This is a genomic window from Amycolatopsis ruanii (assembly GCF_003385175.1).
Taxonomy (GTDB): Bacteria; Actinomycetota; Actinomycetes; order Mycobacteriales; family Pseudonocardiaceae; genus Amycolatopsis_E; species Amycolatopsis_E thermalba.
The window spans coordinates 1-26882 of the sequence record NZ_PQHY01000086.1; the positions used below are offsets into that span (position 1 = coordinate 1).

General features: G+C 71.7%; 20 protein-coding genes and 1 pseudogene. 9 read left to right on the plus strand and 12 right to left on the minus strand.

The window, feature by feature from the left end; translation table 11 throughout:
- Both D0D28_RS30520 and D0D28_RS30525 read right to left on the minus strand, forming a co-directional pair.
- On the minus strand, positions 1-1772 hold a 1772-nt coding region (locus tag D0D28_RS30520; protein WP_116114508.1), incomplete at its 3' end, for an acetate--CoA ligase family protein.
- A 4-nt stretch (positions 1773-1776) separates the two neighbouring features.
- Entirely contained in the window at positions 1777-2949 is a 1173-nt protein-coding gene (locus D0D28_RS30525; RefSeq protein WP_094005045.1) for an acyl-CoA dehydrogenase family protein, read from the minus strand.
- A 148-nt stretch (positions 2950-3097) separates the two neighbouring features.
- Between D0D28_RS30525 and D0D28_RS30530 the strand changes: the two genes are divergently transcribed.
- Both D0D28_RS30530 and D0D28_RS30535 read left to right on the plus strand, forming a co-directional pair.
- On the plus strand, positions 3098-3706 hold the full coding sequence (locus tag D0D28_RS30530) for a TetR/AcrR family transcriptional regulator (protein ID WP_094005044.1): 609 nt from the start codon (positions 3098-3100) through the stop codon (positions 3704-3706).
- 129 nt (positions 3707-3835) lie between these two features.
- Positions 3836-5311 carry an MFS transporter gene (locus D0D28_RS30535; RefSeq protein ID WP_205413400.1) on the plus strand — a complete coding sequence of 492 codons (1476 nt, stop codon included), beginning with the start codon at positions 3836-3838 and terminating at the stop codon, positions 5309-5311.
- A 25-nt stretch (positions 5312-5336) separates the two neighbouring features.
- Here the strand turns inward: D0D28_RS30535 and D0D28_RS35900 are convergent, their stop codons facing one another.
- Both D0D28_RS35900 and D0D28_RS30540 read right to left on the minus strand, forming a co-directional pair.
- The gene (locus D0D28_RS35900; RefSeq protein ID WP_158224418.1) at positions 5337-5510 is read right to left on the minus strand and encodes a hypothetical protein; all 174 of its coding nucleotides are present in this window, start codon (positions 5508-5510) and stop codon (positions 5337-5339) included.
- 217 nt (positions 5511-5727) lie between these two features.
- Positions 5728-7047 (minus strand): MFS transporter, encoded by a 1320-nt coding sequence (locus tag D0D28_RS30540; RefSeq protein WP_116114510.1) that lies wholly within the window; start codon positions 7045-7047, stop codon positions 5728-5730.
- Positions 7048-7630: 583 nt separating this feature from the next.
- On the opposite strand from D0D28_RS30540, the gene D0D28_RS30545 reads away from it, so the two are divergent.
- From D0D28_RS30545 to D0D28_RS30555, 3 genes are read left to right on the plus strand one after another with little or no spacing between them, the layout of a single operon-like run.
- Positions 7631-8503 (plus strand): SDR family NAD(P)-dependent oxidoreductase, encoded by an 873-nt coding sequence (locus D0D28_RS30545; protein ID WP_116114512.1) that lies wholly within the window; start codon positions 7631-7633, stop codon positions 8501-8503.
- 20 nt (positions 8504-8523) lie between these two features.
- Positions 8524-8943, plus strand: a complete 420-nt coding sequence (locus D0D28_RS30550) for a Zn-ribbon domain-containing OB-fold protein (protein WP_116114514.1) — start codon at positions 8524-8526, stop codon at positions 8941-8943.
- Positions 8943-10079, plus strand: coding sequence for an acetyl-CoA acetyltransferase (locus tag D0D28_RS30555; protein WP_094005040.1), 1137 nt, complete (start codon positions 8943-8945; stop codon positions 10077-10079). Before D0D28_RS30550 ends, D0D28_RS30555 begins: the two co-directional genes overlap by 1 nt.
- Positions 10080-10199: 120 nt before the next feature.
- On the opposite strand, the gene D0D28_RS30560 is transcribed toward D0D28_RS30555, so the two are convergent.
- The 3 genes from D0D28_RS30560 to D0D28_RS30570 all read right to left on the minus strand — a co-directional run bounded on the left by D0D28_RS30560 (position 10200) and on the right by D0D28_RS30570 (position 14613).
- Positions 10200-11519 (minus strand): MFS transporter, encoded by a 1320-nt coding sequence (locus tag D0D28_RS30560; RefSeq protein WP_116114516.1) that lies wholly within the window; start codon positions 11517-11519, stop codon positions 10200-10202.
- Between the two features lie 33 nt (positions 11520-11552).
- Complete coding sequence (locus D0D28_RS30565; RefSeq protein WP_116114518.1) at positions 11553-13823, minus strand: cytochrome P450/oxidoreductase; 2271 nt, start codon at positions 13821-13823, stop codon at positions 11553-11555.
- Between the two features lie 106 nt (positions 13824-13929).
- Positions 13930-14613, minus strand: a complete 684-nt coding sequence (locus tag D0D28_RS30570) for an IclR family transcriptional regulator (protein ID WP_116114520.1) — start codon at positions 14611-14613, stop codon at positions 13930-13932.
- Between the two features lie 268 nt (positions 14614-14881).
- On the opposite strand from D0D28_RS30570, the gene D0D28_RS37105 reads away from it, so the two are divergent.
- Positions 14882-15124 (plus strand): hypothetical protein, encoded by a 243-nt coding sequence (locus D0D28_RS37105; RefSeq protein ID WP_240323424.1) that lies wholly within the window; start codon positions 14882-14884, stop codon positions 15122-15124.
- Between the two features lie 16 nt (positions 15125-15140).
- Here the strand turns inward: D0D28_RS37105 and D0D28_RS30580 are convergent, their stop codons facing one another.
- From D0D28_RS30580 to D0D28_RS30605, 5 genes and pseudogenes are all read right to left on the minus strand, one after another.
- Positions 15141-18659 (minus strand): NB-ARC domain-containing protein, encoded by a 3519-nt coding sequence (locus D0D28_RS30580; protein ID WP_162831241.1) that lies wholly within the window; start codon positions 18657-18659, stop codon positions 15141-15143.
- A gap of 238 nt (positions 18660-18897) precedes the next feature.
- Entirely contained in the window at positions 18898-20049 is a 1152-nt protein-coding gene (locus tag D0D28_RS30585; protein WP_240323425.1) for an MFS transporter, read from the minus strand.
- 122 nt (positions 20050-20171) lie between these two features.
- A complete protein-coding gene (locus D0D28_RS30590) occupies positions 20172-20648 on the minus strand; it encodes an RrF2 family transcriptional regulator (RefSeq protein ID WP_116114524.1) in 477 nt (158 codons plus the stop codon).
- Positions 20649-20908: 260 nt separating this feature from the next.
- A pseudogene (locus tag D0D28_RS30595) lies at positions 20909-21121 on the minus strand (glutamate--cysteine ligase); the annotation flags it as partial.
- Between the two features lie 372 nt (positions 21122-21493).
- The gene (locus D0D28_RS30605) at positions 21494-23092 is read right to left on the minus strand and encodes an FAD-binding oxidoreductase (RefSeq protein ID WP_116114526.1); all 1599 of its coding nucleotides are present in this window, start codon (positions 23090-23092) and stop codon (positions 21494-21496) included.
- A 141-nt stretch (positions 23093-23233) separates the two neighbouring features.
- Here D0D28_RS30605 and D0D28_RS30610 point away from each other — a divergent pair, with 141 nt between their 5' ends.
- From D0D28_RS30610 to D0D28_RS30620, 3 genes are read left to right on the plus strand one after another with little or no spacing between them, the layout of a single operon-like run.
- On the plus strand, positions 23234-23932 hold the full coding sequence (locus tag D0D28_RS30610) for a response regulator transcription factor (RefSeq protein ID WP_116114528.1): 699 nt from the start codon (positions 23234-23236) through the stop codon (positions 23930-23932).
- Positions 23929-24723, plus strand: coding sequence for a sensor histidine kinase (locus tag D0D28_RS30615; protein ID WP_116114530.1), 795 nt, complete (start codon positions 23929-23931; stop codon positions 24721-24723). Before D0D28_RS30610 ends, D0D28_RS30615 begins: the two co-directional genes overlap by 4 nt.
- On the plus strand, positions 24720-25847 hold the full coding sequence (locus D0D28_RS30620; RefSeq protein WP_162831242.1) for a hypothetical protein: 1128 nt from the start codon (positions 24720-24722) through the stop codon (positions 25845-25847). The genes D0D28_RS30615 and D0D28_RS30620 overlap by 4 nt, the downstream gene beginning before the upstream one ends.
- The last annotated feature ends 1035 nt before the right edge of the window (positions 25848-26882 follow it).

A 26882-nucleotide genomic window follows, 5' to 3' on the forward strand; every position in this document is an offset into this window, starting at 1 on the left:
ACCCCCACCAGCAGTTCCACCCCGCCCCGCCGCTGCGGCTGGACCAGGGTGGCCGCGTCCGGGTGGCCGCGGTCGCGCAGCGCGGCGAGCACCTCGCGGTGCGCCGCCCGCACCTCGTCCGGCCCGGTCAGCCCCAGCCGCACGCCCCCGATGTCGCTCTTGTGCCCGAGCCCGTCCGCCGCCGCCTTGAGCACCACCGGGTACCCGAACCGCTCGGCCGCGGCGACCGCTTCCGCCTCGCCCGCGGCCAGTTCCGCGGGCACGACCGGGATGCCGTGCCCGGCCGGCAGCCCCGCCGCCCGGTGCTCGGCCCAGACCTCACCCGGCCCGGCCGCCGGGGGTTCCACAACTGCCGCCGGCGCCACGTCACGCACTTGCCGCACCGCCTCCGACCACCGCACGACGTTGCCGATCGCGGTCATGCCGTGCTCGATGCCGCCCGCCACGTACGGGAAGCCGGTCTGGGCCTGCACGTGGCGGCCGAACTCGGTGATGTCGGTGAGCACGTTGCTGACCACGACGACCGGCACCCGGGACCGGCGGATCCGCTCCGCGGTCGCCCCCGCGATCTGCAACGTCACCGACGGATCGGCGGGCGCGACCCGGGGCAGGTCGTTGAGCAGCAGCACCGCGTCGATCCCCGGGTCCTCGGCCACCACCTCCAGCGCCCGGCCCAGCAGGGTCCGGTCCACCACCACGTACCCGGTGACGTCCAGCGGGTTCTGCACGGTCGCGAACCCGGGCACGATCCCGGTCAGCCGCGCCACCGTGTCCGGCGCGAACGCGGGCAGCTCCAGGCCCTCCTGCTCGGCCCGGTCCGCGATGATCTCCGACGCCCCGCCGGACGGCGTCACCACGCCGAGCCGCCGCCCGTCGATCCGGCCCACCGAAGCCAGCAGCCCGGCGGTGATGATCAGGTCCTCCAGCGAGTGCACGCGCAGGACCCCGAACCGGCGGAACGCGGCGTCGATCACCCGGTCGTCGCCGACCAGCGCGCCGGTGTGCGCCTGCGCGGTGTGCGAGGCCAGCGCGCTGGTGCCGATCTTCAGCGCGACCACGGGTTTCCCGGCGCGGGCGGCGCGCAGGCAGACCCGGGCGAACTCGGCCGGGTGCCGCACCGACTCCAGGAACAACGCGATCACCCTGGTGCCGGGATCGTCCACCAGGTACGACATCACGTCGGTCACCGAGACCATCGCCTCGTTGCCCATCGACGTGAGCAGGCTCAGCCCGACGTTGCGCGCCTGGGCGAAGCTCAGCACCGAACTGGCCAGCGCGCCGCTCTGCAACACGACGCCCACCGGGCCGGGCAGCAGCGGCGCGGGGATGGGCAGGCCGTAGGGCGTGGTCCGGCCCGCGGCGTTGATGTAGCCGTTGCCGTTGGGACCGAGGACGGTCAGCCCGTGCTCGACCGCGAACGCCACGATCTCGTCCTCGAGCCGTTTGCCCGCCGGCCCGGTCTCGCCGAACCCCGCGGTGAGCACGACGTAGTTGCGGATGCCGAGCCCGGCGCCCTCCCGCAGCACGGACAGCACCGCGGTCGTGGGCACCATGACGAACGCCAGGTCGACCGGCTCGCCGATGCCGGACAGGCTGCGGTGGGCCGTCTCGCCGTGCACCACCTCGGTGCGCGGGTTGACCAGGTACACCTTGCCCGCGAACTCGTGGTCCCGCAGGTTCTGGAAGGCCGACAGCGACCACCCGGACTTGTCGGTGGCGCCGACGAGCGCGATGGAGCTGGGCCGGAACAGCTCACGCAGCGATCGCGTCATCCGGTCACTCCCCGATCCCGCCGAGGCGCGCGTGCCCCTTCAGCAGGTTGCGGGCGATGGTGCGGCGCTGGATCTCGTCGGTGCCCTCGAAGATGCGCAGCAGCCGCAGCTCGCGGTACCACCGTTCGATCGGCAGTTCCTTGGTGTAGCCCATGCCGCCGTGGATCTGCAGCACCCGGTCGACCACCTGGTTGGCCATCAGCGCGCCGTGGAGCTTGGCGATCGAGGAGGCGTGGCGGGCGTCCAGGCCGGTCTCGACCCGCCAGGCCGCGTACAGCGTGAGCCACTTGGTGGATTCGATCTCCACCTGGGAGTCCGCGATCTGCCACTGGATGGCCTGGTAGTCGGCGATCGGGCGGCCCATCGAGTGCCGGATCCTGGCGTAGTCGATCGCCATCCGCAGCATCCGCTCGGCCGAGCCGATCGCGCGGGCCGGGATGAGGTAGCGGCCCTGGCCGATCCAGCGCATCGCCAGCTCGAAGCCGCGGCCGACCTCGCCGAGGACGTTCGCGGCCGGGACGCGGACGTCGTCGAACACCAGCGACGCCGGGCCCCACTGCCCCATGGTGGGGATCGGCTCGGACTTCCAGCCCATGTCGCGGTCGGCCAGGAAGCAGGTGACGCCGCCGTTCGCGCCCTTGTCCGGGTCGGTCACGGCGAACACCATCACGAAGTCGGCTTCGTTGCCGCCGGTGATGAACACCTTCTCGCCGTTGATCACCCAGTCGCCGCCGTCGCGCACGGCCCGGGTCCGGATGTTGCGGGCGTCGGACCCGGCGCCGGGTTCGGTGATCGCGAAGCAGGACCGGCGCTCGCCCTCGATCGTCGGGATGAGGTAGCGCTGCTTCTGCTCCTCGTTGGCGAAGTAGAGGATGTTGTCCGCGGTGCCGCCGAAGCTGAACGGGACGAACGTGCGCCCGGTCTCCATGGCGACGATCGCGGCCATCACCGCGCCGAGGTTCATCCCGCCGTACTCCTCGGGCGTGTTGACGCCCCAGAAACCGGCCTTGCGGGCCTTGGCCCGCAGCTCGGTCAGCACCCCGGGGTCCAGCCCGGGACGCCCGGCGCGCTCGTTGCGCAGGACCTCCGGTTCGAGCGGGACGACCTCGCGGTCGACGAATGTCCGTACGGTGTCGCGGATCTGGCGTTCCTCGGTGCTGAGCGAGAAGTCGACCATCGACGCGGTCCTCTCTGCGATGTCCGGCGGCAAATTTCTAGAACCGAACTCTAGGAATATGTTCAGACTGCGTGCCGGACGCGATGCGTGTCAAGACCGTCACCCGATCCTGTCCGGTAACCTGTTCGGCGACAGCGAGGAGGCGGGGATGGCGCGCAAGGCGAGCGGCAACGCCTGGCAGTGGAGCCGGACCGCGGAAACCCGGCGGGTGATGCTCCACGCCGCCCGCGAGGTCTTCTGCGAGCAGGGCTTCGCCGACGCGAGCATCGCCGAGGTGGTGCGCCGCGCCGACTCCAGCGTCGGCAGCCTCTACCACCACTTCGGCGGCAAGACCGAGCTGTTCCTCGCGCTGTGGGAGGACCACCAGTCCGCGCACGAGCACGCGGCGGCGGCCGCGGTGGCCAAGGCGCGCGCGAACGGCGAAGAGGATCCGCTGGAGCTGTTCATCGTGGGCGCCCGCGCCTTCCTCGAGGGCTCGTGGCAGCGCCGCGACCTGTCCCGGCTGTTCATGGACGGCGGCGGCCCGCCCGGGTTCGAGCTGATCCGCCGCACCCGCGGCCGGGAATGGGTCCGGCAGAACGCGGTGCTGCTCGGCGCGGGCACCAGCTCGGTCGACCGGCTCACCGTAGCGGTGCTGACCAGCATCATCGGCGAGGCCGGGCGCGAGATCGCGACGTCGTCGTCCAAGCGCGAGGCCAACCGGATCGCCGAGGCCGCCATCGTGCTCATCCGGCGGCTCAACCCGCTCGACGTCTGAGTCCGGAGTGGACATTCCGGATCCGCCGGGGTGAACCGCCCTGCCGATCAACCCGTTTGCCGGGTGACGCGGCCCGGGGCCGCTGCCTAGTCTCGAATGAGATTCTAGGATTACCTCGGGAGGCGACCCGTGTCCGAGCCGGCCGAACGGGAGCGGCTCCGCTACGCCTGGCGGGCGCTGTCCGTGGTGAGCATGGCGAGCATCGTGACCGCGCTGGGCAGCAGTTCCCTCAACGTGGCGCTGCCCGAGGTGGTGCGGCACTTCCACGCCGGGGCCGCGGCCGCGAGCTGGATGCTGCTGTCGTTCATGCTCGCCAACACCGTGCTGATGGTCGTGTTCGGACGGCTGGCCGACCTGTTCGGGCGCCGGACGCTGTACCTGTGCGGGCTGGCCACCTACACCGGGGCGAGCCTGCTGCTGGGGTTCTCGCCGGGCGCGTGGTGGCTCGTCGGGCTGCGGGTGGTGCAGGCCGCGGGCGGGGCGATGCTGCTGACCAACAGCGCCGCGATCCTCACCGACGCGTTCCCGCGCCGCCACCTCGGCCGCGGCATGGGCGTCTACATCGCGTCGTTCTCCGTCGCCCAGCTGATCGGCCCCACGCTGGGCGGGTTCCTCACCCACCGGTTCGGGTGGCAGTGGGTGTTCTGGTTCAACGTCCCGCTCGGCGTGGCCTGCCTGGCCTGGGGAGCGGTGACGCTGCGCCGCACCGGTGGCGCCGGCCAGGACCGGGGCCTCGACGTGCCCGGCAACCTGCTGGTGCTGGTGTCGCTGGGCGGGCTGCTGTTCGGGCTGTCGCAGGCCGGTGAGCGGGGCTGGGCGGACCCGGTCGTGCTGGCCGGGGTGGTGCTGTTCGCCGTGCTCCTGCCGGTGTTCGCGGTGGTGGAACGGCGCAGCCCGCACCCGGTGGTCGACGTCCGGCTGTTCGCCGATCGCGTGTTCGCCCTGGGCCTGCTCGCCTCGTTCCTCAACACGGTGGCGAGGATGGCGGTGGTGCTGCTGGTCGCGTTGTTCTACCAGGCCGTGCACGGCGAGGACCCGGTGTCGGCCGGGCTGAGGGTGCTGCCGTTGCCGGTGGCGGCGATGATCGCCTCGGCCTGCGCCGGGCCGCTGCACGCGCGGATGAGCGCGCGGGCCGCGGCCGCGCTGGGCACCGTGACCGGCACCGCGGGGCTGGCGGTGCTGCTGGCCGTCGTCTCCGCGGACGGCTCCTACGCGCCGGTCTGCGTCGCGCTGGTCCTCATCGGCGCGGGGTCCGGGATGTTCATGCCCGCCAACACCACCGCCCTGCTGGACGAACTCCCGCCGCACCGCGTCGGCATCGTCAACGCCATGCGGCTGATGGTGCAGAACACCGGCGTGGTGATGAGCACCGCGCTCGCGCTGTCCCTGGTGACCAGCCCGCTCCCGGCGGCGCTGCGGCCGTCGGTCTTCGCGGGCACGCTGTCCCGGCTCCACCCGGCGGAGGTCGGCCTGCTGGTCACCGGCTACCGGCTCGCGCTGGGCGTGATGACCGCGATCTCGGTGGTGGCGGTGCTGACCTCCGCCGGGGGCCGCCGCGCGGAACCAGCCGGCCGCGACCTCGCGCGACCGGCCGGTCTCGGCTGAGCTGGACGAGTAATGCGCAACTCTGTCAGCGTCGAAGGCGGTCAGGGCCAGTGGCGTTGGGGATGTGGACGGCGAGGCCCTTGTTTGGTGCGTGGTGGTCGAGTTCTCGGGAGACGTCGCCCTTGTCGGCGATGATCAGCGCGGGTGCGAGCGGCAGTAGCCGTACTTTGGCCCAGCCGCCCGGTTCCGGGCGCTTCACGGTGGGCAGGGTGCGTCCGCGCGCGACCGAGGCGGTCGATGATCCAGGCGTCGTCGGTCCACAGGTCGGTGAGCTTCGGCGGCTCCGCCCATCCGACGCCGCCCAGGCAGCAGTCGTCGATCTTGAGACAGAGCGCGGTCAGAAGGGTGTTCAAGCCGGCCGTCACAAACCGATCTTGAACACCCTTCGTCCGTCTTCGGCTACCGCCTCGGCTGAGCTAGTTCGCGCTCCGCTCCAGTGGGGCGGCCGGCGCCACCGCGCGGCCCCGGTGCGCCCGCCACGGGCCGTGGAAGGCGAAGGCCGCCGGGATGAACAGCAGCAGGCAGAACGCCGCGATCCCCAGCCAGGTCCGCCAGCTCGCCGCCTCCACGAGGTGCGGGACGACGAACAGCACGATCACCGCCATCACCTTCGACAGCGCCCCGTAGAGACCCCAGGCGCTGCCCTGCAGGCGCGGGTCGACGTCCTCGGCGTCCTCCGAGTAGTTCGCCATCCACGGCCCGTACGCGACGCCGAGCGCCCCGCCGAGCAGGGCCCCGGTGATCATCAGGTGCACGTGGGACACGCCCGGGTCGCCCATGAGCAGGATCAGGTAGCCGGTGACGAGCACGGCCACCACCGAACCGGCGATGCAGATGGGTTTGCGCAGCTGCAACCGGTCCGACACCCGCCCGATCACCACGAGCGTGAGCAGGTTGAGCACCCAGAACGCGGACATGATCCCGGACGCGGTGGAGGCCGACAGGTCGAACGCGGCGGCCAGCATCGTCTGACCGAACAGCGACAGCGTCAGGTACATCACCAGCCACAGCGAGATGCCGACGACGTGCGCCCAGATGTTGCGGTGCCGGAACAGCTCCCTGGCCCGCGGCGGGCCGGCCCGTCCGACGTCGATGGCCTGCCGCTCGCTCTGCTGGATCCGCGCCCGCAGCTCGGGGGACAGGTCGGCGATGTTGAACATGATCACCACCGAGATCACCAGCGAGAACGCGCCCATGATCACGAACTGGGACCGCCAGTCGTCGTCGAACAGCGCCCGCGTCGCGCCGGCGACCGCGGCGGCCAGGAAGTTCGCCCCGACCGGGCCCCAGGTCCAGAACCCGAAGGCCTGCGCGCGGCCCATCCGCGGCGAGAAGTCCCGCACCAGCGGCGCGGTGCCCGCCATCGCCATACCGTCCACAATGGAGAGCACGACGCGGACCAGCAGCAGCTGGGTGGGGGAGTGCACCAGGACCATCAGGAAGCAGCACACCGCGGTGCAGAACATCAGCGGCACCAGCAGGCGCACCCGCCCCAGGTGGTCGGTCAGCCTGCCGCCGACCGCGGAGGCCAGCGCCCCGGCCAGCACTCCCGCCGCCGACACCAGCCCGTAGGTGGCCAGCGACATGTCCAGATCCTCGAGCAGCAGCGGGACGACGGGGGCGATCTGCGCCTCGTACGACCCGACGAGGATCGCGAGCACGGCCATGGTGAGGATCCGCATCCGGCGGGCGCCGGTGGGGTATTCGTCCAGCTCGCGTATCGGCAACAACCTCATGGGCTCGACCCTTCTGTGCGTACCTTGCCCGTCTGGATGCGGCCCGCCGGGGTCGGGTGCGGTGGGTGACGCGGTGGTCCGGCGGCCGTGCCGGTTCCGGCCGGTCCGTCACCGGACCACGCGGCCCGCCTTCGCCGCGGATGAAGACCGCGCTGCGCGAGGTGGCGAGGGTGTCCCCGGAATCCGGCTCCACCGCCCGGGCGTCGCTGACCACGAGCGCGCCGGAGTCGCCGGGGGCCCGCCGTCCGGGTGCCTGCGCGCCGCGGGCGGAGTTCTCCGTCGTGACGGCCGGCTGGTCCAGACCGGCGCCGAGTGGCGTCCGCGCTGCTCCGGCTCTCGTCCACCGGCCCGGGTCCGGCCACGTCGGGGTTGGATGACATGGGCCCGTTCTCCTCGCTGCGGCGACGTTGCCGCGCCGGGGTTGTCGCACGACCAGGTGGACCGGACACGAATACTAGAATTCAGTTCGTCTATTAGAGGCGCGCCCGGCGATCGGTGTCAAGCCCTTGACAAGCGCCTCCGCCGAGGCCGAAGGTCATTCCAGAACCCAGTTCTAAAACCTGGCATCGGAAGGCGGGACGGCATGGGACGCCTGGACGGACGGGTCGCGATCGTCACCGGAGCGGGCCGGGGAATCGGCGCGGCGGTGGCGCGGCTGCTGGCCCGCGAAGGGGCGCGGGTGGTGGTCAACGATCTCGGTACCGGGCTGGACGGGTCGGGCGCGGACACCGCGCTCGCGGCCGCGGTCGCCGAGGAGATCGCCGGCTCCGGCGGCACGGCCGTCGCCGACGCCTCGGTCGTCGCCGACCACGCGGCGGCGGAAAAACTGGTCGGCACCGCGATCACCGAGTTCGGCCGGCTGGACGTGCTGGTGAACGTGGCCGGCATCCTGCGCGACCGGATGGTCTTCAACATGACCGAGCGCGAGTGGGACGACGTGATCCGGGTGCACCTCACGGGCACCTTCAACACCACCAAGTTCGCGGCGGCGCACTGGCGCGCGCTGGGGGAGAGCGGCGCGCACAACCGGATCATCAACTTCACCTCCGTCTCCGGGCTGCACGGCGCGCCCGGCCAGCCCAACTACGCCGCGGCCAAGATGGGCGTCGTCGGGCTGACCTATTCCAGCGCCCGCGCGCTGGCCCGCTACGGCGTCACGGTCAACGCGGTCTCGCCCGGCGCCGCCACCCGGATGACCGCCTCCATCCCCGGCGAGCGGCGCCGCGCGCCCGCCGGCGACGAGCATTCGCCGGACAACGTGGCTCCGCTGGTGGCCTACCTGGCCGGCGCCGCATCCGGCTGGATCACCGGGCGGATCCTGCACGCGGCCGGCTACCAGGTCGCGCTCTACAACAACCCGGAACCGGTGAGCCGGATCGCCGGCACCGGACCGTGGGACCCCGACGTCCTGGCCGCGCGGATCGAGCAGGCCTTCGGGCCGCTACTCGGCCGCTGAACCGTCCACAGAGGAGCGACATGCCCGGCCGAAAACCCGTTCCGGTGCCCACCCCGGAAACCCAGCCCTTCTTCGACGCCGCCGCCCGGGGCGAGCTGCGGATCCAGCGCTGCCTCGACTGCGGCGAACCGTTCTTCTACCCGCGCCCGTGCTGCCCGTTCTGCGCCTCGGCGTCGCTCGAGTGGTTCACCACCAGCGGCCGGGCCACGCTGTACTCCTACACCATCACCCACCGGCCGGCGCCCGGCTTCGAGCAGGACGTGCCCTACGCGATCGCGGTGGTGCAGCTGGCGGAGGGGCCGCGGATGATGGCGAACATCGTCGGCATCGACAGCACCCCGGACAACCTGGTGCTCGACATGGACCTGCGGGTCACCTTCGAAACCCGCGGTGACGTCACGATTCCCCAGTTCACCCCGGCCGGGACGGAGGCGCGGTGATGGACGTGGTGATCGCGGGCGCGGCCGAGACCGACGAGATCGGCGTGCTGCCCGGTCATTCCACCATGCGGCTGCACGTGGAGGGCGCGCGCAACGCGGTGGCCGACGCCGGGCTGCGGATGACGGACATCGACGGCATCGCGAGCGTGTCGGCGCCCGGCCCGATCCAGGTGGCGGACGCGCTGGGCGTCCGGCCCCGGTGGATCGACGGCACCGGCGTCGGCGGGACGTCGTTCCTGCTGCACGTGCGGCACGCGGTCGAGGCGATCCGGGCCGGGCACGCGGCGACCGTGCTGGTCACCCACGGCGAGTCGGGCAAGTCCCGGGTCGGGGCGGCGCGCGGCGCGTTCCCCGCGTCGAGCCCGAACGCCCAGTTCGAGGTGCCGTACGGGGTGACCGGGCCGCCGAGCATGTTCACCATCCCGCTGCTGCGGTACATGAAGGAGTTCGGGCTGACCGCCGAACAGCTGGCCTCGGTCGCCGTGGCGCAGCGGAAGTGGGCGGCGCGGAACCCGCGGGCCCGCTACCGCGACCCCATCACCGTCGAGGACGTGCTGGCGTCGCGGATGATCTCCTACCCGCTGCACCTGCTGGAGTGCTGCCTGGTCACCGATGGCGGCGGGGCGCTGGTGATCACCTCCGCCGAGCGGGCGCGGGACCTGCCGCGGCCGCCGGTGCACATCCTCGGCACGGGGGAGACGTTCGAGTCGCCGCTGATCTCGCAGATGGCCGACTTCACCACGTCGGCCGCGTTCCGCCGTTCCAGCGCCGAGGCGTTCGCCGAGGCCGGCATCACCCACGGCGACGTCGACCACCTGATGATCTACGACGCGTTCGCGCACGTCCCGATCTACGGCCTGGAGGACCTGGGTTTCCTCCCGCGCGGCGAGGCGGGCGCGTTCATCGCGGAGGGGCACACCGAGCCGGGCGGACGCCTGCCGATGAACACCAACGGGGGCGGCCTGTCGTACACCCACACGGGGATGTACGGGATGTTCCTGATCCAGGAATCGGTGCGGCAGCTGCGCGGCCAGGCCGCGGCGCAGGTGCCGGGCGCCGAGATCAGCGTGGTGCAGGGCAACGGCGGAATGTTCATGGCGGCGGGCACGCTGGTGCTGAGCAACCGGAGGGCCTGACGCCGCGCACTGGCCGCCGATCCCGCCGCCGCGGCCGAGATCGTCCACACGGCACTGGACGTCGTCGCCGCGTGACGACGGCAGCCGTCCCCACCGGGGGGCCCGGGGGGACGGCTCCGGTCAGCCGACGCGGTCCAGGTCCACGCCCTTCGTTTCGCGGCTGGTCGCCACGGCGACCACGGTGATCGCCATCGTGAGCACGAGGTAGCCGATGACCGTGCCGGCGCCGAAGCTGTCGATGAGCCACACCGCGATCAGCGGCGCCGGCGCCCCGGCGATGATCGAGGAGCCCTGGAACACCAGTGAGGAGCCGGCGTAGCGGTAGCGGGTCGGGAACAGCTCGGTGATCCACGCGGCCTCCGGCCCGGCGAGCATGCCGTGGAACAACGCGCCCACGCAGACACCCAGCCACAGCATCGGCACGCTGGAGGTCTGCACCATCCAGAAGAACACCGGCGCCCACACCACCAGCGCGACGGCGGGCACGAGCATCGCGGTCTTGCGGCCGACGCGGTCGGACCAGTGCCCGCCGCCGATCATGCCCGCGAACTGGCACACCGACGCGAACGTCACGGCCAGGACCACATCCCCGCGCGAGTAGCCGAAGTACCTGGTCGCGTAGGCGATCACGAACACGGTGTAGATGTAGAAGGCGATGTTCTCGCCGAGCCGCATGCCCAGGCCGTGCAGCACGGGACGGGGCCGGGACAGGGCTTCCAGCACGCTCGACTTCTTCTGCCGCGCGACGCGCTGCTCGGCCCCGGCCTGTGCGGCCTGGAACACCGGCGACTCTTCGACGCTGCGGCGGATCCAGAACCCGATCACCAGCAGCGGGACGGCGACCAGGAACGCCACCCGCCAGCCCCACTCGTCGAACGCGTCGCCGGGGAACAGCGCGGCGATCACGGTGACCACGACGGTCGCGAGCACCGTGCCCAGCGGCGCCCCCGCCTGCGGCCAGGACGCCCAGAACCCGCGCCGCTTCGGCTCGCCGTACTCGCTCACCATCAGGACCGCGGCGCCGAACTCGCCGCCGAGGGCGAATCCCTGCGTCATGCGCAGCACGACCAGGAGCACGGTCGCCCAGATGCCGATCTGGTGGTAGGTGGGCAGCACCCCGATGGCCGCGGTGGACGTGCCGAGCAGCAGGAAAGTGGTGACCAGCATGGGTTTGCGGCCGAACTTGTCACCGAGGTGGCCGAACACCACGCCGCCCAGCGGCCGCGCGACGAAACCGAGGCCCTGCGTAGCGAGCGCGAGCAGCAGTTGCACCACTCCGCTGCCGCCGGGGAAGAACAGCGGGCCGAGCACGGTCGCGGCGAGCACGCCGTAGATGGCGAAGTCGTACCACTCCAGCACCGCCCCGGCCATGCTGCCGGCGAGCACGCGCCGGAACCCGGTCGTGGACGGCCGCACGCCGTGGTCCACTGGTGACACCATTGTCAGTTCCTTTCCGAGGTCCGCGAAAGAGAGTCAGAGCCCGAGCGTGATCCGCCCGCCGCGGGCCCGTGAGCAGCAGGCCATCATCTTCGTGTGCGCCGCCCGCTCGGACTTGGTCAGGACCACGTCGCGGTGGTCCACCTCGCCGCCGAGGACCGGCACCTCACAGGTTCCGCAGAGCCCTTCCTCGCAGTCGCTCGGGACGTCGACGCCGGCCGCCCGCAACGCGGCGAGCACGGTCTGGTCCGCGGCGACCCGCACCGTGCGCCCCGAGCCGGCGAGCTCGACGTCGAAGGCGTGTTCGGTGCCCGGGTCCAGAACCCGTTGCGTGGTGGTGAAGTGCTCCACGTGCAGAGCGTCGCCGGGCCAGTGGGCGCTCGCGTCCTCCAGGGCGGCGAGCAGGCGGTCCGGCCCGCAGGCGTAGATCTGCGTGCCTTCGGCGGGTTCGGCGAGCAGCGCGGCGACGTCGAGCCGGGTTCCCTCGGTGCCGCAGTGGACGTGCAGCCGTTCGCCGTGGTCGCGCCGGCACCGGTCGAGCAGCGCCATCGCGGAGGCCCGGCGGCCGCAGTAGTGCAGCTCGTAGCTGCCGCCGGTGGCCTTGACGCGGTCGGCCATCGCGATGATCGGCGTGATGCCGATCCCGCCGGCCACGAAGACGTAGTGGCGCGCCGCCGGGTCGAGCCGGAAGTGGTTGCGCGGCCCGCGCAGCGACAGCGTGCTGCCCGGCCGCAGGTTCTCGTGCACGTACCGGGAACCGCCGCGGCTGTCCGGATCCTTCCGCACGGCGATGCGGTAGGTCGTGCGGTCGGCCGGGTCGCCGCACAGCGAGTACTGCCGGGACACGTCGCCGAGTTCCAGGTCCACGTGCGCGCCGGGGGACCACTTCGGCAGCGGTTTCCCGTCGGCGGCGGCCAGCGCGGCCTCGACGACGTCGTCCGCGGCGCGCTCGGCGGACAGCACGGTGACGCGGTGGCTGACCGTGCGGTTCGGACGGTCGCCGATGCGCACGGGTTGCCGGGCTTCGAGGATCGACGGGTCCGCCCGCTCGGGGTTCGCGGCGGGATCCCACTGCACCCACAGGTGTTCCGGGCCGCGGAAGGAGGTGTTGGGCACGTAGGTGAACTTCTGGCCGGGCACGAGTTCCAGGTGCGGGAGGCGGCGGGTCAGCTCCTCCAGGAACACCTGCAGCTCCATGCGGGCCAGGTTCCGGCCCAGGCACTGGTGGCTGCCGTAGCCGAAGGTCAGGTGGTCGGTGGCGTTGTCCCGGCGGATGTCCACCTCGTCGGTGTCGTCGAAGTGCCGCTCGTCGCGGTTGGCCGAGGAGTTGACGATGAGCAGCTTGGCGCCGCGCGGCACCGGGACGCCGCCGATCGTGGTGTCCCGGGTGACGAGCCGGCGCCAGGCGGCGACCGAACCCGAGTGGCGCAGGCATTCCTCGACGGCGCCGGGAATGAGGCCCGGGTCGGCGCAGATCTCCTCCCACACGACGCGGTTCTCCAGCAGGAGCTTGATCGCGTTGGCGGCGGCGTTGGCCGTCGTCTCGTGGGCGGCGACGATGCCGGCCATCATCATCGAGTGCAGGTAGGAGTCGGTGATGACGTCGGGGTGCTCGCGCTGGGCGCGGATGCTGTAGGGCATCCAGCCGTGCCCGGACGGGTCCTCGCGCAGCTTGTCCAGCACGGTTCCGGCGTACTGCCAGAACCGGCCGACGTTCTCGGCCACCTCGACCTGCTGTTCGGGTGAGGGGCGGCCCCACGTGTTGACCGTGTGGGCGATGGAGAACCGGCGCAGGGTCGCCATGTCCTCCTCGGGGACGCCGAGGAAGTGCAGCGCCACGGTGAGCGGAACCTCCCACAGCAGCTCGTCGACCAGGTCCGCCTTGCCGTTGTCGGCGAACCGGTCGACGTATTCGCGGACCAGGCGGCGCACCATCGGTTCGTGGTGGGCGAGCTGCTCCGGCGCGAACGGCTCCATCAGCAGGCGGCGGCGCGGCATGTGCTCCGGCTCGTCCTCGTTGACCAGCGTCCGGTTCATCGCGTAGCCGTACTTCGCCAGCGTCGCGGTGGCCTCCGCGGAGACCGGGGTGATCTTCTCCAGCGCGATCGACGGCGAGAACGTGACGTTGTCGCGGAACACCGCCTTGACGTCGGAGTAGCGCGTGACCACCCAGTAGCCCAGCGACGGGCTGTAGAACACCGGCTCTTCGTCGCGCGACCAGCGCAGGGAGGCGGGCGGGTCGGCCTGGTAGTCCTCGCCGAACGGATCGAACGCCGCCGCGTTCGCCGACACCGGGCACGTGCTCATGCTGCTACCTCTCGCCCTACCAGGAGTTTTACCAATAACGCACAGTGTGTCGCGTTGAGCGAACTGCGATGAGGGTAAGGGGAGGTGCGGGAGGCGTCAAGGTTCGTCAGGCGGAGAGCAGCTGCTCCAGCTGCCGGGCGGTGCGGAGCACGGCTTGCGCGGCGGTCTCGGTGTCCAGCCCTTCGATGGCGACCACGCCGACCGACCGCTCCACGGTGGTGGCGGTGCCCAGCCGGGCGGGCACGCGGATGCCCGCGGCCACGCCGACCGCGCCGCGTTCGAGTTCCCCGCGGGTGAGGCTGTAGCCGTCGCGCCGGGCGACGCGCACGGCCTCGGGCTCGCCCGGTTCCTCCGGTCGCAGGGCGAGGATCGCGAGGCCGGCCGCGCCCCGGGTGAGGGGATGCCTGCTGCCGACCCGGTAGCCGACGGTCAGCACCTGGTCGTCGGGCTCGGCGACCTGCTCGGCCACGCACGACTGCCCCTCCGCGGCGGAGATGAACGCGGTCGCGTGGGTTTCGTTGGCCAGCGCCTTGAGCAGCGGGCGGGCATCGAGGTGGAACTGCGGCGCGAACCGCGACGCCAGCACGGCCAGCCCGACCGCGAGCCGGACTCGCCCGTCCTCGGTGCGCGCGACGAGCAGGTGCTCCTCGAGCGTCGCGACGATGCGGTAGCAGATGGCCCGGTGGACGTCGAGTTCCTTCGCCAGCTCGGCGACGGAGATCCCGTTCGGCGACTGGGAGATCACCTCGAGCGCACGCAGGCCCCGGTCCAGAGTCTGCAACGTGCTCATGGCCGCCCTTCCGTCACCGTCCTGCGCCCCGAACCTTACTGGCCGGACGACCGCCCGTTCGTGTGGTGTGGCAGGGTGAGACGTGGCACGGATCCTGATCACCGGTTCCGCCGACGGCCTGGGGAACGCCTCACCGCCGTGCGGGCGCTGCTGGACCGGGGCGCCGCGGCGGTGGTGGGGGATCGGGCCGACGTGGAGCAGACGCGGGGCGTCGCCGAGCAGGTGAACGCGCTCGGCACGATGGACGCGGTGATCCACAACGCCGGGCGTGCGCGTCAACGCGGTCGACCCGGGCTGGGTGCCGACGAAGATGGGCGGCCCGGGCGCCCCGGCCGACCTCCGGCTCGGCCACCGCACCCAGGAATGGCTCGCCACCAGCGACGACGCCCGCACCACCGGTGGCTACTGGTACCACCAGCAGCCCCGCGAGCCGCACCCGGCGGCCCGGGACGAACGGTTCCAGGACGAGTTGCTGGCCGAGCTGGCGTCGTTCACCGGCACGCGCCTGTGACGCGCCGACGAGGACGTCACCGCAGGTAGTCGAAGGTGTAGATGCCCCGCCCGCCCACGATCGCCAGCCGGTCGGCGCTCAGCCACTTGCACGTGGCCGCCTCCCCGTCGAGGCGCAGTTCGGTGCGGCACGTGCCGTCCCGGCTGTGCTGGATCCGCACCAGCGCCTGATCGTCCGGCGACACCGTCGCGAGCAGCGAGCCGTCCGGCGACCAGTCCCCGCCCGCGGCGCCGACGATGTCCGGCGCGACCAGTTCGGACTCCTTCGTCCAGGACCGCGTGCTCCAGTAGCTGATCCGGTCCCCGGCAGCCACCACCAGCCAGTCCCCGTGCGAGGGCACCCGCATGCCCTCGGGCTCCTCGTCGAACGAGAGCGTCGCGGTGGACTGCCACGTGCGCGCGTCCACGACGTGGACGGCCGCCCCGACCGCCACCGCGATCCAGGCGGAGTCCGGCGCGATCACGAGCCGCACGAGCGGCGCGGGCGTGGCCAGCCGCCCGATCACCCGGCGGAAGGGGTGAATCCGCCGCCGGTACCGCCGCCGCAGCCGCTGGTCGAGGCGGTTGACCGCCCGCCGGGCCGGCGAGGCGCGGGGAGCACCGAGGTGGACACTCGCTTCGCGGGCGGTCAGCACGACCGGCGGTGCCCAGGTCCTGGTGTCCCACACCAGGATCTGCCCGTCGCCGTCGGTCGCCGCCACGAGCGCACCTCCCGTGGTGACCTCGCTGAGGTAACCGTCCGACGGGGGCCGGAGCGCGCGGCAGCTGCGCCAGTTCCCCGCGTCACGAACCAGGATCGAGTCGACCCGCTCCACGGCGAGCCGGTCGCTGCCGACGGCGGCGAGGCCGAAGACGCTCGATTCGGTCAGCTCGTCGACCACCTCTCCGGACTCGGGGTCGCGGATCGTGAGGGTGTTGCCGCTCGCGACCGCCAGCCACGACCCGTCCGCCGCGAAAGCGCACCGGTCGGCCACGGTCGCCGTGCCGCATCCCGGACCGGCCGGGGTGCCCGCCGGGTCCCACAGCCGGACGGTGCCGTCGTCCCCGGCCGAGGCCAGGGCGGAGCTGTCCGGCGCGAAGGACAGATCGTTGATTTCGGACGCGTGCGCCTGGATGGCGCCACGGGGCCGGGCGCTCGCCAGGTCCCACAGGACGATCCGGCCGCTCACGCTCCCGGTGGCGAGCGTGCCGCCGTCGGGGGAGAACACGGCTGCCCGCAGCTCGCGGGCGTGACCGAGCAACCGCGGAGGCGCGACGGGGTTTCGCAGGTCGTAGAGCAGCACACCGTCGTCGCCGGTGACGGCGGCCCACCGGCCGTCTCCGCTGACGGCGAGACCGCGCGGGGACAGCGGATCCGTGGGCTGCAGCCGGGTCCGCCCGTCCTGCGTCGCCGGCCAGATCTCCAGCGTGGCCCCGTAGCGCACGAGCAGGTCGCCGCCGGGCAGCCCGACTGCGTCGTCCAGGACCTCCTCGGCCCTGACCAACCGCAGGTGACGTCCGGTGGCGATCTCGGTGACGTGGACGGTCCGGTCGCCGGTCTGGTGGACGATGTTCGTGCCCTCGCCGGAGAAGCACAGCGCGGTGATCTCGCCACCGCGCGCGGGCAGCCGCGCCCGCACTTCCCAGGTACGGGTGTCCCACACGAGGATCTCCGGCTCCGCGCCCGCACCCGCGAGCAGGCCGCCGTCCGGGGACAGGGCGAACGCGCTGCGAAAGCCCAGCTCGCGGTCTTCGATCAACCGGATCAGCTCGCCGGTCTCCGGGTTCCACACGCGAAAACCGTCGCCGGCGGCCGACACCAGCGCGCCGGGCTCGCCGGTGAAAGCGCATTCACGGACCCAGCCGTCGTGTCCGGTGAGGACCCGGATCAACGCGGGGTGGGGCAGGTCCGGCAGGTCGCCCTGGGGAACCAGGCGCGGGCGGCCCTCGACCTCGGCCAGCGTGGCCATCCGGAGTTCCCGCAGCTCGGCCACCGGTGGCAGACGGTGGGCGAGCGCGTTGACCACCGCGTGCTCCGGCTGCCCGGGGATGAGCAGGTGCGCCTGCTGGTCCAGGAACCTGCGCAGGGTCCGGGCCGGCGGCGTGTCCGCGAACGCGAGGTCTTCGGCCACCGCGACGGGCCCGAAGGCGACCAGCTTCCGGATGACCCACCGCGGTGTGGTGACGAGCGCGGTCAGCTCGGCGCTCCGCCCGGCGCCGTCGAGGTGGTAGGCCAGCGAGCGCCACAGGTACTCGGCGCCGGCGGGCAGGTTCCACCACGGGACGGGATCCGCGCCGTCCCGGGCGAGCGCGGCGGCCGCGTCGAGCAAGGCGGTGTGGAGTTTGCCGAGCCGGTCCGGGCCGCACTCGTGGCGCAGGTAGGTGCGGATGACGTCGTGCATCCGCAGCCCGGTCCCGCCGGGGATGATCAGCGACAGTTCGGCCAGCTCGTGGTAGAGCCGGTCGCACTCGGCGGGTGGCAGTCCGGCGGTCTGCTGCCAGTAGCGGACGAGGAGGTCCACCGGGATCTCGGTGTCCTCCGGGAAGATCGCGAGTTCCACGACGCGCTCGCGCTGGTCGCCGAGCACACCGAGCGACGATTCGAGCGTCGCCGCGACGGCGCGGTCGCGGCGGGCCGCGTCGGTCACGTCCAGCGCGGCCGGGCCGCGGTCGCGCAACCGCGCGAGCAGCCGTTCCGCTGTCGCGGTCACGTCTGCGCCGTCCCGCACCGCGCGGCGCAAGGCGCCGTTGGCGAGGCCCAGCGCGAGCGGCCACCGCCCGGTGATGTCGAGCAGCTGGTCGGCGATCGCCTCGGGAAGCCCGCCGACACCGCTGCTCAGCAGGAGCCGCGCCTGCTGCCGGCTCATCTGGTCGACCTCGACGGTTTCCGCGTCGCCGGGCAGCAGGTCGGGGATCCGCGTCGTCACCAGGAGCGTGCAGCCGCGTGCGGCGTTGAGGAACGGGCGGAGCTGCCCGGCCGTCCACACGTCGTCGACGACGAGCAGCGCCCGGCCTTTCTCCCGGAGCAGCTCACCGAGCCGGATGCCGGCCTGTTCCGGGCTGGTCAGGCCGGGCCGCTGCCCGTCGAGGCGCTCACTGATGTCGTTGATCGCGTCGGCGAGCGCGGCGCCCCGCACCTCCTGGCCGACCGTGACCCAGTCGATCCAGTCGAACGCGGCTCGCACGTCCGGCCGGGCGCACACGGCGGCGGCGAGCGTCGTCTTGCCGAAGCCGCCCGCGCCCGCAAGGCCGGTGGTGATCCCGACCTTGCGGCTGCGGCTGGTCAGCAGCGCACGCACGATCGGCCCGGCCAGCTCGGGGCGCGCGACGAAGATTCCCGGCCCAGGCGGCACCGGCGCGCCGGGCGAGCCGTCCTTCCGGCGGCGGGGCACCGCGCGCCAGGCCTCGATCGCGATCCAGCCGGCCGACAGCACCGCGAGCAGCACGAAGACCAGCCAGCTCCAGCCCGAGGTGAGCACGTTGACCGTGATCGCGACCGCGACGTTCAACGCGGTGACCGACATCGCCGCCGCGACCTGCGTGCGCCTCGACCTCAAACCCCGCCCCCACTGCCCCACGACCGACGAGTGACGGTACCTGACTAGCACGCCCAGGGGCGAACGTCAGCCGCTTCGCGGAGAACGCCCTGCCCGTGTCCGAGGCGGACCGGCCGGCAACGGCTGCCGGGATGCGGAAGGCCGGCGTCACGTCCTGCGGTTCAGTGGCGCTGGTTTCGCTCGGCCCAGTCGGGCAGCTCGCAACCGTCGCCGGGTCGCGCGTGCCTCGGCCGGGTTCTCACGGAAACTGTTCGCCGCGGGCCCCTGTCCTCCGGCGTACCTCCGGCACGGCCAGGAACACACCAGCGATCGTGGCGATCACGGCTCCCGAGAAGAACATCCAGGTGGCGTTTCCGGCCCCGGCGAGCCCGCCGACGAACGTGCCGACCCCGATGCCGATGTAGATGCCGGAGGAGTTCAGCGCGATCACGAGCGGTGCTTCGTCCGGCGCGGCGGCGATGAGGCGGTGCTGCTGCGGCGGGGTCTGGCACCAGCTGCTCGCGCCCCAGGTGAAGGCGAGCACGCCGACCAGAATCGGCAGCGTCACGTCTGCCAGCGTCAGCGAGCCGAACGCGACCAGGGTGCACGTCATCACGGCGTACCCGACGATCAGCACCTTGGTGCCGCCGAACTTGTCGGTCAGCCTGCCCGAGGACTGAGCACCCGCAACGGCTCCGGCCCCGTAGAGGAACAGCATCCACTGAGCCGCATCGGGCGAGATTCCGGCGGCATCGAACGCGGGGATCGCGTAGGCGTAGGCCGTGTATGCGGCAGCCATGCCGAGCACGGTCACGGGCAGGATCATCCGCACGCCCGAATTGCGCAGCACCGCCAGCCGCTCGGTCAGCGGCACCCGGTTTCCTCCCGCGAGTTTCGGCAGGAGGATCGCCAGACCAGCCCCGATCAGCAGGCACAGCATCGCGACCAGCCCCAGGGCGCTGCGCCACCCCAGGAAGCGGGAGGCGAGGTTGCCCAGCGGCACGCCGATCGCCGTCGCCACGGTCAGTCCGCTCACCACCAGCGCGAGCGCCCGCCCGCGTCGTTCCGCACTCACGAGCGACGACGCGACCGCGCCCGCGTTCGGGGTGTATGCCGCCGCCCCGAGCGCGGCAAGCACCCGAGAGGCCATGAGGAGCGCGAAGTTCGGGGCGAACGCGGTACCCAGGTTGGCGAGCCCGAGCACCACCAGCGCCGCGACCAGCAGGCGCCGGCGCGGCACCGTCGCGGTGATCGTCGCCAGCAGCGGTGAGAACACCGCGTAGCAGATCGCGAAGACCGTCACCGAGTAGCCCGCCGTCGCTTCGGTCACGCCGAGTTCGCCCGCCATCTCGGGCAGGAACCCGGCCACCACGAACGCGTCGGTGCCGACGGCGAACGTGCCGAGTGCCAAGAGGGAGACCTGGCCGCCCGAGTGCGGCGGGGCGGCCGAGGATCCGTCACGACGAGTTATCGAGATATTCAATGTCCCGATTCTCCTTCCAAGAAAAGCCCGGCACGCCGGGCGGTGCAGGCTCAGGCGGTGCGCTCGATGAAGCGGCGGGTGCGCCGCTCGGCCGTGGCCGGGGTGTTCGCGATGAGGTCGGCGAGCGTCTGGTTCGCCAGTTCGCGCCGCCAGGCCAGTTCGGCCCTGCGCATGGCCGTCGAGATGCCACAGGGGTGCGCGAACTCTTCGGGTGCTCCGGCTCTCCCGGCCCCGCGCTTGCGGATCTCGGTGCACTGGAACGGGTCGGTGCCGCCTTCGATCGCGGTCACGACATCCATGAGGCTGATGGTCTCGGGGGTGCGGTCGAGCCGGTAGCCGCCGCGTGCGCCTGCCTCGGAGCGGAGGATGCCCGCTTTGGCGAGGGGTTGCAGTTGCTTCTTCAGGTACTCGGGAGGCAGGTCGAATGCTTCCGCGAGCCGGCCGACGGGCAGCGGTGCCAGGTCGTCGAGCCAGGCGAGGACGAGGCAACAGTGCAAGCCCCATTCCACGCCTTCGCTCATCCGCATAATGGGGATACTACACATCCCGATTGATGCGCTCCAGCCGGCCTGAAGCCACCGAGCACCCCTGAGCCGGCCGGGTGTGCACCTGCTCGTTGGTGCATGTGCTCCCGGTACTCGCCGACCAGGGTGCGCCGGTCCAGGCCCGTCGTGTCGAACAAGCGGTGGAACGGTCGTTGCTGCCAGCTCGCGCCGGTCGTGCCGGTCAGGCAGCGCTGCTCGACGACGCCCAGCAGCCGGTCGCGTTCACCGGCGTCGACGTCCCACTTGAGCTCCTCGCGGCGGGTGTCGGTGGCCTGCTCGAACAGGGCGATGCGCGTCTCGGCCCACAGGTGCTTGCCGAGGAGGAACGGCGAGTTCGCGCCGACCGCGACCTGTACTCCGGCGATGGCCTGCGCGGCGTTCCAGTAGGCGGGGAACTGCGCGGGACTCACCTGCAGGTGGAACTGGGTGCTCGTGCACGCCGCCTCGGGCACGATCGTGTCGCAGGTGGCCCGCGGGCGTTCGACGCCGTCGATGGCAGCATGCGCGCGAACGCCTCCAGGCACTCGGCCGCGCTGGCATCCGCACGCCCCCGGACAGCACGGTGTCCGTGCGGGTGGCCGTCCACGACGGGTGCGGAGGTATCCCGACGACGAGCTGTTCCGGCTTTTCGACGTCGCCTTCCGCGATACGGCGGCCCGCACCCCGGACCCCTCCGGCGCGACCGGCGCGGGGCTCGGGCTGGCGATCGCCGCCGGTTCGAGGTCCGCCTCCCGCTCGTGGCGCACTGACCGATCAGGCGCGCGACGGCGCGGCGCCGAAGGACGCGATCCCCTCGGCGAACGGGATCTTCGCGGTGGACCCCAGTCCTAGTCCGGCAGCTTGACGGACATGGCGTGGTGGAACACGTCCCGCGGGTCCCAGCGCGCCTTGACCTGCTGGAGCCTCCGGTAGTTGTCCTTGTAGTACAGGGTGTGCCAGGGGACTCCGGACCTGTTCCAGTCCGGATCGGTGGTGTCGATGTCCGGGTAGTTGATGTAGGAGCCGTCGTTCACGCTGTTCGGCACCGGCACACCTCCGGTGTCCTGGTACATCGCGCGGTACCAGCGCCGGATCCAGTCCAGGTTCGCCTGCTCGCCGTCCGGGTCGGTCCAGGTGACTGTGTAGATCGCCTTCATGATGCTGTCCCGCTGCGCCAGCGCGGTCGCGTCCGGCGCGACGGTGTTGACCCGGCCGCCGTAGGGCACCAGCAGCAGCACTGCCCGCTCGTTGTGGTGGTCCGTGCTCGTCAGATAACGATAGGCGGTGCCGATCTGCGCGTCCGTGAACCGCTTGCGCAGGTAGGCGCCTTTCGCCTTGAACATCCCGGATTCGTCGGCCTGGCTGAGCGAGCCGGCCTTCACCGCCGCCAGCCACGGCAGCCGGTGCGGCGGCTCCACCGTGGTCGTGCCCGGGACTCCCGCGGTGATCTCCTGGAGGTAGTCGCGCAGCAGCCGGTCCGCGTCGGGCAGGCTGCCGTCCATTGTGGTCACCATGACGAACCCACCCGGGTCGGCGCCGGTGTTGCGCCGGGTGATCAGCATCGGGCTGAAGAGGCTGGCGTAGGGGGAGCCGGGTGCGCTGTTGAGCTCGTGCCATTCGCCGTAGTTGCGCAGCAGCCGGTGGAACGACTCCTCGGTGGTGTCCTGCCAGCGCCACCCGATCGTCGCGCCGAGTGTCACGGCGGGTGGTTTCGGCAGCAGGCGGGTGGGATCGTCACCGGTCGCGCCGGGCGCGCGCATCCAGTACCGGGTGACGCCGCCGAAGTTCCCGCCGCCGCCTCCGGTGTGCGCCCACCACAGGTCCCGGTTCTCGTCGTCCTGTTCGCGGGTCGCGACCACCGCGCGTGCCCGTCCGGACCGGTCCACCACGACGACTTCCACGGCGTACAGGTAGTCCACCACCGATCCGAGACTCCGGGACAGCGGGCCGTAACCGCCGCCCTGGATGTGGCCACCGGCGGCCACGCCGCCGCACTGGCCGCCGGGGATCGTGACCCCCCAGCCGAGGTAGAGCCGCTCGAACACCTCCCACAGGGTCGCGCCCGGCTCGATCAGGAACGCGTTGCGCTGCCGGTCGAACGTGACCTGCCGCATCGCGGACAGGTCGATGATCACCTCCGCGCCGTCGCCGACGAAGTTCTCGTAGCAGTGCCCGCCACTTCGCACGGTGATCCGTTTCCCCTCGCGCGTCGCGTTCGCCACCGCCCGCACGACCTGCTCGGTGGTGGTGGGCAGGCAGAAGGAACCGGGACGCGGGAAGAACCGCTCGCTCGTGCGGCGCAGCACGAGGTCTTCGTAGCGGGGGTCACCCGGCCTGATCGTGACCGGCGCCTGGCTGAGCGGAACCGCCTCCGCCTTTCCCGGACCCACCAGTGCCGCACCTCCCAGTGCTGCCGTGCCGGCGAGGAATCCACGACGTGTTGGCATTTCCGTTCTCCCCACTGTTTTCCGGTGTGCCGTGGGGAACGTTAGGACCGGCCGGCCCGGTGACACCACAGGTACGGACCAACCGTCCGGCAATCCTCAGCGAACCGTCAGGTTCGCGGCAGTCAGGCGGAACGTGGTGTGATGGGGGACGTGGACAGAATCCTGGTGGTGGACGACGACCCGGGCCTGCGGGAGCTGCTGTTGTCCGCGCTGCGGTTCGCGGGCTTCGAGGTCGAGGCGGCCGGTGACGTGCCGGCCGCGCTGGCCGCGATCGAGGCGCACGCACCGGACGCGATCGTGCTGGACGTGATGCTGCCCGGCACGGACGGGTTCGACCTGCTGCAGCTGCTGCGCGCGCGAGGCGTCGACGTGCCGGTGATGTTCCTGACCGCGCGCGACGAGCTGGACGACCGGGTGCGCGGGCTGCGCATGGGTGGCGACGACTACCTCACGAAGCCGTTCGACGTGGCGGAGGTCGCCGCGCCGCTGGAGGCGCTGCTGCGGCGGGCCCGTCGCGTGCCCTCCGCGGCGCCGGTGGGTGTGTTGGCGTGCGGCGACCTGGTGGTGGACGAACCGAGGCACGTGGTGACCAGGGGCGGGCGCCCGGTCGAGCTGTCGCCCACCGAGTTCCGGCTGCTGCGGTACCTGATGCTCAACTCCGGGCGGGTGGTGTCCAAGGCGCAGATCCTGGACCACGTCTGGCAGTACGACTTCGGCGGCGACGCGGGCGTGGTCGAGCGGTTCGTCTCCAACCTGCGCCGCAAGATCGACTTCGGCGGTCCGTCGCTGATCCGCACCGTGCGGGGCTTCGGGTACCGCCTGTGTCCGGAGCAGCGGTGAACTGGCGTTCGCGGTGGCGGCCCGCCCTCGTCGCGCTGGTCGCCGGCCCCCGTGCCGCCGTGCTCAGCGCCAGGCTGCAGAAGGCGTACGACGCCCAGCAGCGGGCCCAGGACCGGCTGCGCAGTTTCGTCGCGGACGCCGGACACGAACTGCGCACGCCGCTGGCGGCCCTGCACGGCTGGATCGACCTGTACGCCCAGGGCGGTCTGCGCGACCGCGAGCAGCTGGACCACGCCATGGCGCGGATGCAGGCCGAGGTGGGCCGGATGCGGCTGCTGGTCGACGAGCTGGCGCTGCTGGCCCGGCTCGACGCGGCCCAGCCGCTGGACCGCGCGCCGGTGGACGTGGTCACGCTGGCCGGCGAGGTGGTGGACGATGCCAGGATCGTCAGCGCCGACCGGAAGATCACTCTGGACGGGGCGGCGGAAGCGGTCGTCGAGGGTGACGGTCCCCGTATCCAGCAGGTGCTGCGCAACCTCGTCGGCAACGCGGCGCAGCACACCCGGCCCGGCACGCCGGTCACCGTCACGGTCAGCTCCCGCGAGCGGGACGTGCTGGTCGCGGTGCGGGACGAGGGCGAGGGAATCGCGCCGGAGCACCTGCAGCACGTGTTCGAGCGCTTCTACCGAGCCGACGCGAGCCGCGGCCGCGACGGCGGCGGCTCGTCGGGACTGGGCCTGGCCATCGTCGAGGGAATCGTGACCGCCCACGGCGGCACGGTGGACGTGACCTCGACGCTGGGGGAGGGCACCACGGTCCGGGTCACCTTCCCCGTGGGCAGCTCCGCGTGAGTTCCCGCGGCATCGGGGACGGTGGCATTCGGTCGGCGCTCGACTGGTGGGAATCGGGTGGCCGGCCCGGTCCGGACAAGGGGGTGAACCATTGGTCGGGTCTGGTGCAGACGCTATTGACGGAGTTCAGGGCCGAGCTGAACCGGTCGCTGTCCGCTGACCGGCGGTTCCTGGCGGGGGCCGAGTTGGACTGGTACCTCCGCAACCTGGACGGAATCCTCACGTACACGGAAGCGCACCGGCTCGCCGACCCCTTCGAGGTGCTCGTCAGGCGGGTCGCCCTGTCCGGGACGCTCGGCGGCTTCGGCATCGTGCCTGCGCCTGAGTCACCGTTCGGCGCGGACCGGCTGTTCCGGCTGATTTCGGCGGAGATCACCGACGAACGCCTCACCGAGGCGAAGCGGCTGGGGCCGGTGTGGCGCAATGTGGATCGCGTCACGGTGAGCCGATTGTTGCGGCTGAAGCATCTCTTCACGCTGGCCGCCATGGTGCAACCACGGTTGACAAACGACAGTGACGTGGAAAAAGTGGACAGCTGGCGTCCGGTGTACGAACTATTGCCGGTGGCCGGAAGTGAGAATGTCATGCCGGACCACCGATCGGCCTGCCCACCCCGGTCGGGGCCAAGCGAAGAAACGTGTGGCTCCGCGAGCAGGATGGTTTCGACAACTTGGTCAGGTGCGTCCCATGACCGGAGGGTGGGCATGGCTCATCAAGTAAGGCTTTACTGTGCGCTCGGGGAAAATGACGCTGCCGGAGGGCTTGACGCCTTGGTGGCAGCGGCTCGCGAGCAGGGGTCCGACCTTCGCCCGGGTGAACGTGAGTCTGGCGGTTCCTGGGTGTCGGCCATACTCGACCGGGCTGGCGAGCCCGTCGGTGCCAGCGGCTGCCACATCGAGATCCACGCGCAGTCCCCCTTGGCCTCGGCGATGATCGCCGAGGTGGCCGAAGCAGAACCATCCGGCCGAATCAGGTCGGCCAACGCGGTGGTGACTCTCACTTTGACCGGCTCCGACGTGGACTGGTCAGTGGTTCGAGCCGTGTGGAAAGCTGCCAAGTCGCTCTGGAACGCAGTCCCTTACGATGATGGCTCGGGCTTCGACATCGACTTGGATGAATTGTGAATTCCACCTGATACTGAGTCGCCTACTGTCGAGTGAAAGAGCGGCGGTGTCCGGCGATACGGTGGACGGGCCGATGGCGAGCAACGTGTCCGATCTCAAGACGGGAGGTACGGGACGGCCGTGGGGCAACCCGGTGACGTTCCACACGGGCGCACAACATCTACTACGGCCACGATTCACACCTGGTGGATGACAATCTTCCACCTACGCGCCGTGCGGACGCTCCGGGCGGGCGTCGTGCGGACGTTCCGAACCCGCGGCGAGGGTGCCGAATGGCGCCGTCGTGCGAGGCGCGACCAAAGCCGGAAAAGCGCTGAAATACGGGCGGGCTGCGGGGGCGGCCGTCGCGACCGGAGGCCGCGCCGGATCGGCGGCTGCGGCCGCAGCGGATGCCGCAGCCGTCCGCGCCGCCGCCGAGGCCGCCCGCCAGGCCATGGTGCGAGCCCGTGCACTGACTCCCGCGGCGCGGCCACCTCTCTCGCCGCCGCTGTCACCCAAGCGGGAGAGCCGGCCTCGTGGTCGCCATAACCAGCCCGTCATCAACCTGAAGGTGCTCGGCTCAGCCAAGCGCGCACAGGGCCGAGCGGCAGCCGATGTCGGCCAGGGTCAGTCCCGGACAACTTCATCGATCTCTACCGCGGGACGCGGACGACCATTGTGCGCGGAGTATCCGATCCGACGGCAGGGGCTCGCCAAACCGGCCTTCCGTCGCGGCTTCTACACTGTACGTGATCCGGAGCAAGCAGCGGCGCAAGCTTTGAGGGGTCCTGAGAAAAAGACGTGGAATTGCCCAAGTCGCGCATTTCAGGCTCTCTGCATCAGAATGGAGTCCTGGGGTATGCGGCTTTCCCGGCCACGGGGGGACTGTTCCAAGATCGGTGTTTCTGGCCCGACACGCCGGGCTGAGGTCCGGCGGGATGGGCACTGTGAGTGATGACATCGGACCTTGTGAGTCCACGCAAGCGTGACCAGAAGGCGGCGCAGCTGTCGCCGGAGCAGGCTGCCGCGGCGGCGATGGTGGCCGAGGCCAAGGCG